Here is a 6,323-nt window from a genome sequence, read left to right as displayed (position 1 = left end):
GCCGTTCTCAAGGTTGGTGACGCCGAGGCAGTTCGGGCCGACGAGTCTTATACCCCACTTTTTAGCCCTCTTAACGAGCTCCTCCTCGAGCTCAACCCTTCCGGCCTCCTTGAAGCCGGCGGAGATTACCACGGCAGCTTTAACTCCCTTCTCGCCGCACTCGTCAATCACATCAGGAACGAACTTCCCGGGGATGGCTATGACGGCAACATCAACCTCATCGGGGATGGCCGAGACGCTGGGGTAGGCCTTTAATCCGAGCACTTCCTTCTCCTTAACGTTCACGGGGTATATCCTGCCCTTAAAACCGAAGTTTATGAGGTTCTTCATTATGGCGTTTCCGATTTTGCCCTCCTTGTTGGAGGCTCCGATCACGGCCACGCTCTTGGGGTAAAACAGCGGGTTCAGATTCATCTTAACCACCTTCCGTTCATGTCCATTAATGCCCTTTACCGAAGCTATTTGGGGTTTTCTTTTACGTTTATATAGTTTTCTCGTGGGCAGAAGGGAGATGTGAGGCCCGGGCCTCACTCTATGGGCACTCCATTCTTCGTCCTAGGCGCGAGCCACTTTATGAGCCTGTGAGGGTCCTTCGAGCGTATGATAATGGTCAGCGGGCCGAGGGGCGATTCCTCGTTGAAGTTCACCTTCCCAACGAAGGCCACCTGCTTGTTGACCTTGAATATTATCTCCTCGCCGAAGGTCCCCTCCTCGAGTATGGCCCTCGCCGTGTCCAGTATGGCCTGCCCCCTGAAGAGCTCGTAGAGCCTCTGGAGGGCCTTTTTGCTCCGCGTTTTCCCCACGAGGATCATCTCGTCGCCCTGCTCGAAGGCCTCGAACTCCAGCTCCGGGACGAGAGCGAGCATCGCCCTCTTGACCTTCTCGACGTCCTCGGTTGGATGAACGTGAGCCTCAACCTCGACTTCCTCGAACATTTTTCTCACCTTTTGGAGACTCCGCGAAATCCTTATAAATAATTGCCCCATACTTTTTAGGGTGTCCGAATAATGTTAGAAAACTTCGTAACCTCACTCAGCGGGTACCTTCTCGAGGTATCGGGCGGAAGCACAATGCTGGTGGTCTTCTACGCGGGAATTTTCGTGGCCCTTATGACGAGTTTGGGTTCTCTCGTGGCCATATTTGCGAGAAACCTTCCCGAATGGAGCGTTGACGTGAGCCTCTCCTTCGCGGCTGGTGTTATGATAGTGGCGAGCTTCACGAGTCTGATACTCCCGGCCATAGAGTCCACGGGGACGTTTACTCCGGCGGGAGTGGGCATCGCCCTGGGCGTTCTCATGATATACGCCATAGACAACCTCGTCCCCCACGAGCACCTCGTCAAGGGCTACGAAGGGCCCAGTGAACTCAGGGAGAGGATAAGGGTCGTGTGGCTCATCGTTTTGGCCGTGATAATCCACAACCTTCCGGAGGGGCTCGCCGTTGGAACCTCCATCGTTTACGACATTCCCACGGGGCTCGTGACGGCCATAGCCATAGGAATCCAGGACTTCCCCGAGGGCACGGTGGTCTCGCTCCCCCTCGCGGTTCTCCAGAAGAAGCGCCTTCAACCCATCGCCATGGGCGTCTTAAGCGGCGTCGCGGAGATGGTCATGGCCCTCCTTGGGGCGGTGTTCTTCAGCACCTTCCACGGGCTTTTGCCCTACGGTCTTGGCATGGCTGGGGGGGCAATGCTCTACGTCACCGTCAAGGAGATGATACCGGAGATTTACAAAAAGGAGGAGAACGAGACGCTAATAACTCTCGGCTTTTTCATCGGCTTCTACGTGATGCTCTTCCTTGATTCCATGTTGGGGTAGGTCTAAAACCCCCAATTTTTTTGCCAGCTGGAGAATCCTCATACGGTACTCATCAAGGCCGTCATCGTTCACCAGCATGTAGTCCGCGAGCGCTATGACGTTCCCGAGTCCAAAGCGCAGCTCCTTCCAGTCCCTCTCCTCGAAGTCCCCCCACGTCGAGGGGTCGTCGCTCCTGCCCCTCCTGCGAAGCCTCTCGAAGCGCTTATGTGGGGATGAATGGACAGCTATGACCACCATCTTTTCCTCTGGAAACGCTTCCCTAAAAGTGCCTATCTCGTCGAGGGAGCGCACACCGTCAACCACAACGGTATCGTGCTCCGCCAGGAGCTTCCTGACTTTCGGGATGCACAGCTTTGCTACCGCGCTCTCCCCAAACTCCTGGCGCAGCTGTATGCTCACCTTGCGCATTCCCTCTGGCGTCTTGAGAACGCCCCTTTTCTCCGCCTCCTCCCTCACCACGTCTCCCATAGAAACGTGGGGAACACCGAGACGTCTGAAGACCTTGACGACCTCCCCCTTCCCTGAGCCTGGCATTCCAACGACGTAGATTATCACCTTGAGCCCACCCGCAACTAGGGGCCTCCGCTTAAAAAGCTTAGCCCATAAAGCTTTTAAGCTCACTTTGTACTATAATAGAATGCTGGGGCGGTGGTAGTCTAGTCTGGTCTAGGACCGCGGCCTCCCGAGCCGCTGACCCGGGTTCAAATCCCGGCCACCGCACCATTCATTTAAAAAACGCGTCGAGCGTTTTCTTCGAGCGCTTCTCCCTGATCTCAACTTCCACGTTCAGCGCCCTGTATATCTCTTTGAGTATCCCCGGTCCTATCCCCTCGACCTTGAGCAGCTGAGCTGGCTTCGCCTTGGCTATCTCCTCCGGGGTTCTGAAGCCCGCATTGTAAAGGGCCCTCGCCCTCTTTCTACCCACCATCGGAAGCTTCACGAGCGGCAGGAGCTCCTCCCTGACGCCGTGCTTCACCCTGAGCCTCAGCTCCTGGAGGAAGTTGAGAACTCTATCCTTTGGCTCGAAGAGCTTGTATATCTCCACGAGGGAGTAGAGGAGCCAGTCGGCCAGTTCGAGCGTGCGGTACAGGTCTCCAGGGTCTATTTTGTACTCCTCAAGGATGCGCTCGTCCTTCACCTCGTTTATCCAGTCGAGGAGAACTTTGGCGGTCTTGAGGTTCCCTAGGAAGATTTGAAGCTCGTAGTCCTCGTAGGGTATATCCGTGTACAGGTGCTCCTCCATCTCGTAGGCGAGGTCAATCAGATCGTCCATCTCGCTCTTCTTTGCGTAGAAGGAACTCATGTCCGGCGTACTCGCGAGGAGGTAGAAGACGCCGAGGGGGTTTGGGTTCTCCTCGAGGTGCGGTAGAGCGTCCTTGAAGCGCTTCGCCGTGAGCGGGTCGAGGTAGAGCTGGGACGTCCTTACACCGAAGGGGATGGGAACGAAGGAATCGTCGAGGGTTAGGTCTATGAAGCCGTTCTCAAAGAGGAAGTGGATTATCCGCTTCGCCCTCTCCGAAAGGGTGTAGAGGTCGCCGCGCTGGTGGTGGAAGAACGTCCTCTCCAGGAAGGCGGTGAGACCCCTGAAGTCCCCTATTCCGAAGTTGGTGATGAGGGCGAGCACCTGGCTTCTGAAGGAGCTCTCGTTTGAGAGCATGGAGAAGAGCTTCTCCGGCTTTCCGAGGATGTAGCGCTTGAACTTCTCATCCGGGTCCTCGTTCGCCTTGGCCACTATTATGGCCTCCCCTTCGCTATCGTACTTCGGTCTTCCGGCCCTTCCCAGCATCTGCTGTATCTCAAGGATGGGGATATCCGTCCACCCGAAACTCGAGTATCTCTTCGTATCGCGGATTACAACGCGAAAGGCGGGGGTATTCACTCCAACCGCGAGCGTCGGCGTCGCCACAATCGTTTTTATCGTCCCCTCCCTGAAAGAGTCCTCTATAAGTGTTCTGACGTCCCTAGGGAGCCCCGCGTGGTGGAAGGCGACGCCGTTGATGAGGGCCTCCTTGACGCGCCTGTTGGTGGGGTTGTCCTCCACCTCCGAGACGAGCTTCTCGAGGGCCCGCTTCTCAGGCTTTGTGAGGAGCTTTCCGATTTTCTTTCCGAGCCTGACGGCTTCCCTCTCCGCGCTCCTCCGCGTGTTCACGAATACAAGGGCCCCCTTGCCCCTCCTAACGGCATCAACCACGAGGCCATCCCAGTCGGAGGAGAAGCGCTCAACGCTCCCGTCCTCCCACTTGAGCTCCCCCATGTGGAATATTCCTTTCCTGAGCTTTACGGGCCGCCACTCACTCATCACGAGCTTTGCGTTGAGCCACTTCGCCAGTTCCGCGGCGTTTCCAACCGTTGCGCTCAAAGCTAGAATCTGCGCCTTCCCGATCATGTGGCTCAAAATCATCTCCAGCGTGGCCCCCCTGTTGTAGGAGCCGATGAGGTGCACCTCGTCCGCCACAACGAGGCCCACATCTTTAACCCAGCTCGCCCTGTGCCTCAGAATAGAATCGAACTTCTCGGAGGTGGAGATTATTATGTCGTACCTCCCGAGCCACTCGTCGGAAGAGTCGTAGTCTCCGGTGGTTACCCCTATCCTCACGCCAAAACGCTCCCAGTCGCGGAACTCACGGTACTTCTCCTCCGCCAGCGCCTTCAGGGGAACCAGATAGACGGCCTTTCCGCCCTCCCGGAAGAGCCTGTTGAGCATCACGATTTCAGCCACAAGGGTCTTTCCGCTCGCCGTTGGAATGGCGAGGAGAAGGTTATCCCCCTCCAGGACGCCGCTTTTTAAAGCTTCAGCCTGGGGAGGGTAGAGTTCCTCTATCCCCCTCTCAAGGAGGAGTTTGATTATCCTCTCGTCAACCGGAAGCTCTTCAACCTTCATGCCCTCTCACTCACCTAACTCGGGAGCAAGCTTTTTTAGCTCTTTCCCCGATCTGGATACGGTGGGAGCATGGAGGTGAAGGTGCCTTTTTTGGTGTTCGAGGTAAACGGGGAGGAGTACGCGATTGACGCTCACTTTTCGAGGAGGCTCTCCCGGGTTGAGAGGATAAGCACGCTGATACGGAAGAGGAACTTTCCGGAGTCCCTCCCCGCGGGTTCGCTCGAGGCCCTTTTAGGGGAGGATGAACTCGAGGACTTTCTGAAGGCCCTCTACATGGAGGTGGCGAAGTTAGCGGGAGAGCGCATTGATGACAGGATGAGGCACATGAGACGCTGGAACCTCTCGCGTCTCCTGGGCCTCCCCACGGGCTTCTTCAGGCACGTTAAGGAGGACGAGGAGCTGGCCGAGAAAAGCCGTGAGGCGATGCTTTCTCTGGCCATACTGAAAAAGGTTCTCGGCGTTAAATCCGCGGCCGACCTCGGAGAGGTTAAGGTAACCGTGAAGGGGCTCACCCATTACAGAATCAGCGTTGACCTTGAGAAAGGAGAAGTCCTCGATGAAAAGGGGAAGAAAGACGCCGTTTACTCAGCCCTTCTGAAAATGGACGAGGGCTTTAGAAGGGCCCTAATTGGAGAAAAGAAGAGAGGTTAGGATTTGGCGTAGAGCCAGCAGGCAACGTAGTGGTCCTTCTCGACCTCTATTAGTGGGGGCTCCTCCTTTTTGCAGCGTTCCATTGCGAAGGGGCACCTCGGGTGGAAGCGACAGCCAGCGGGTGGGTTTATTGGGCTCGGTGGCTCACCCTCAACCTTCATACGCTTTTCCTTGAGCTCCCTGGCCAGCTCCGGGTCAGGGACGGGTATGGCTGACAGTAGGAACTTCGTGTATGGGTGGAGCGGGTTCTCGAATATCTTCTCTGCAGGTCCGACCTCGACGAGCTTTCCGAGGTACATAACTCCCATGCGGTGGCTCATGTACTTGACGACACCGAGGTCGTGGCTGATGAAGAGGTAGGTGAATCCGAACTCCTTCTGGAGATCCTTGAGGGTGTTGAGGATGTTGGCCTGAACGGAAACGTCGAGGGCAGAGGTCGGTTCGTCGAGCACTATGAACTCCGGCTTTAAAGCGAGAAGCCTCGCCAGTGCTATACGCTGCCTCTGGCCGCCCGAGAACTCGTGGGGATAGCGGTAGAGGTGCATCTCGTTGAGTCCAACGCTCTCGAGGAGCCTTATCACGAACTCCTCCGGGTCGTCAACGTGGATTCCGTGGAAGCGCACGGGCTCCATGATGACCTCAAAGACGGTCTGCCTCGGGTTGAGGGAGGAGTAGGGATCCTGGAACATGATCTGGGCCCTTCTGCGGAACCACTTCATCTCGTCCCCCTTGAGCTGGGTGACGTCCTTTCCATCGAAGATTATCCTCCCTGCCGTGGGCTCTATAAGGCGGAGGAGGGTTCTTCCCGTGGTGGTCTTACCGCAGCCGCTCTCACCCACGAGACCGAAGGTTTCGCCCTTCCTTATTTCGAAGCTCACTCCGTCAACGGCTTTGACGTAGCCCTTCGTGAAGAACAATCCCTTGACCGGGAAGTACTTCTTGAGGTTTTCAACTTTGAGTATGGGCTCGCTCAT

Annotated in this window: 7 protein-coding genes and 1 tRNA gene; 3 read left to right on the top strand and 5 right to left on the bottom strand. The window is 56.4% G+C overall.

Annotated features, from left to right (window positions below; genetic code table 11):
• Both PFER_RS06890 and PFER_RS06885 read right to left on the bottom strand, forming a co-directional pair.
• The coding region (locus PFER_RS06890; protein WP_048150255.1) for a CoA-binding protein at positions 1 to 414 on the bottom strand (414 nt) is incomplete at its 3' end.
• 113 nt (positions 415 to 527) lie between these two features.
• Positions 528 to 935, bottom strand: a complete 408-nt coding sequence (locus tag PFER_RS06885; protein WP_048150251.1) for an RNA-binding domain-containing protein — start codon at positions 933 to 935, stop codon at positions 528 to 530.
• Positions 936 to 1,007: 72 nt separating this feature from the next.
• Here PFER_RS06885 and PFER_RS06880 point away from each other — a divergent pair, with 72 nt between their 5' ends.
• The gene (locus tag PFER_RS06880) at positions 1,008 to 1,817 is read left to right on the top strand and encodes a ZIP family metal transporter (protein WP_048150249.1); all 810 of its coding nucleotides are present in this window, start codon (positions 1,008 to 1,010) and stop codon (positions 1,815 to 1,817) included.
• Here PFER_RS06880 and PFER_RS06875 read toward each other — a convergent pair.
• Complete coding sequence (locus tag PFER_RS06875) at positions 1,752 to 2,372, bottom strand: AAA family ATPase (protein ID WP_048150247.1); 621 nt, start codon at positions 2,370 to 2,372, stop codon at positions 1,752 to 1,754. The two genes, PFER_RS06880 and PFER_RS06875, sit on opposite strands and share 66 nt — an antisense overlap.
• Before the next feature lie 90 nt (positions 2,373 to 2,462).
• On the opposite strand from PFER_RS06875, the gene PFER_RS06870 reads away from it, so the two are divergent.
• Positions 2,463 to 2,540, top strand: a tRNA-Gly gene (locus tag PFER_RS06870).
• Between the two features lies 1 nt (position 2,541).
• On the opposite strand, the gene PFER_RS06865 is transcribed toward PFER_RS06870, so the two are convergent.
• Positions 2,542 to 4,698 carry an ATP-dependent DNA helicase gene (locus PFER_RS06865; RefSeq protein WP_048150245.1) on the bottom strand — a complete coding sequence of 719 codons (2,157 nt, stop codon included), beginning with the start codon at positions 4,696 to 4,698 and terminating at the stop codon, positions 2,542 to 2,544.
• A 69-nt stretch (positions 4,699 to 4,767) separates the two neighbouring features.
• Here PFER_RS06865 and PFER_RS06860 point away from each other — a divergent pair, with 69 nt between their 5' ends.
• Positions 4,768 to 5,349: a hypothetical protein gene (locus PFER_RS06860; protein WP_048150243.1), complete on the top strand. Its 582-nt coding sequence runs from the start codon at positions 4,768 to 4,770 to the stop codon at positions 5,347 to 5,349.
• Here PFER_RS06860 and PFER_RS06855 read toward each other — a convergent pair.
• Positions 5,346 to 6,323, bottom strand: a complete 978-nt coding sequence (locus PFER_RS06855) for an ABC transporter ATP-binding protein (protein WP_048150241.1) — start codon at positions 6,321 to 6,323, stop codon at positions 5,346 to 5,348. The two genes, PFER_RS06860 and PFER_RS06855, sit on opposite strands and share 4 nt — an antisense overlap.

It is taken from the genome of Palaeococcus ferrophilus DSM 13482 (assembly GCF_000966265.1).
Taxonomy (GTDB): Archaea; Methanobacteriota_B; Thermococci; order Thermococcales; family Thermococcaceae; genus Palaeococcus; species Palaeococcus ferrophilus.
This window is presented reverse-complemented; position numbering and strand designations above follow the sequence as displayed.